Source organism: Streptomyces endocoffeicus (genome assembly GCF_016741935.1).
Lineage (GTDB): Bacteria > Actinomycetota > Actinomycetes > Streptomycetales > Streptomycetaceae > Streptomyces > Streptomyces endocoffeicus.
The window spans coordinates 1-1,061 of record NZ_JAERRG010000164.1 but is presented as its reverse complement, the minus strand read 5'-3'; the positions used below and the strand labels follow the sequence as shown (position 1 = coordinate 1,061).

Below are 1,061 nucleotides of genomic sequence, written 5' to 3'. Positions count from 1 at the left end.
AAGGTGCTCATCGCCAACCGTGGCGAGATCGCTGTCCGTGTTGCCCGTGCCTGCCGGGATGCCGGGATCGCGAGCGTAGCCGTCTACGCCGATCCGGACCGGGACGCATGTCATGTGCGCGCGGCCGATGAAGCCTATGCGCTGGGCGGTGACACCCCGGCGGCCAGCTATCTCGACCAGGCCAAGGTCCTGGCCGCGGCCGCCGAATCCGGCGCCGACGCAGTCCACCCCGGCTACGGATTCCTCTCCGAGAACGCCGAGTTCGCCCAGGCCGTCCTCGACGCCGGACTGACCTGGATCGGCCCCCCGCCACACGCCATCCGCGACCTGGGCGACAAGGTCGCCGCCCGCCACATCGCCCAGCGCGCCGGCGCCCCCCTCGTCGCCGGCACCCCCGACCCCGTCTCCGGGGCCGGGGAGGTCCTGGCCTTCGCCGAACAGCACGGCCTCCCCATCGCCATCAAAGCCGCCTTCGGCGGCGGCGGCCGCGGCCTGAAAGTCGCCCGCACGATGGAAGAAGTCCCCGAGCTCTACGACTCCGCCGTCCGCGAAGCCGTAGCCGCCTTCGGCCGCGGCGAATGCTTCGTCGAGCGCTACCTGGACAAACCCCGCCACGTCGAGACCCAGTGCCTGGCCGACACCCACGGCAACGTCATCGTGGTCTCCACCCGCGACTGCTCCCTCCAGCGCCGCCACCAAAAACTCGTCGAAGAAGCCCCGGCCCCCTTCCTGACCGAGGACCAGAACACCCAGCTCTACCGGGCGTCCAAGGCCATCCTCAAGGAAGCCGGATACGTCGGCGCGGGCACCGTGGAATTCCTCGTCGGGATGGACGGCACGATCTCCTTCCTCGAGGTCAACACCCGGCTCCAGGTGGAGCACCCGGTCACCGAAGAGGTCACCGGCATCGACCTGGTCCGCGAGATGTTCCGCATCGCCGACGGCGAGGCCATCGGCTACGACGACCCGCCGGTACGCGGCCACTCCTTCGAGTTCCGCATCAACGGCGAGGACCCGGGCCGCAACTTCCTCCCCGCCCCCGGCACCGTGACCTCCTTCGT

The 1,061-nt window shown here is 70.2% G+C and carries 1 protein-coding gene; it reads left to right on the top strand.

Translation table 11 applies throughout. From position 1 onward, the window contains the following. A partial coding sequence (locus JK364_RS54375; RefSeq protein ID WP_201858872.1) for an acetyl-CoA carboxylase biotin carboxylase subunit occupies positions 1–1,061 on the top strand: 1,061 nt, incomplete at both ends.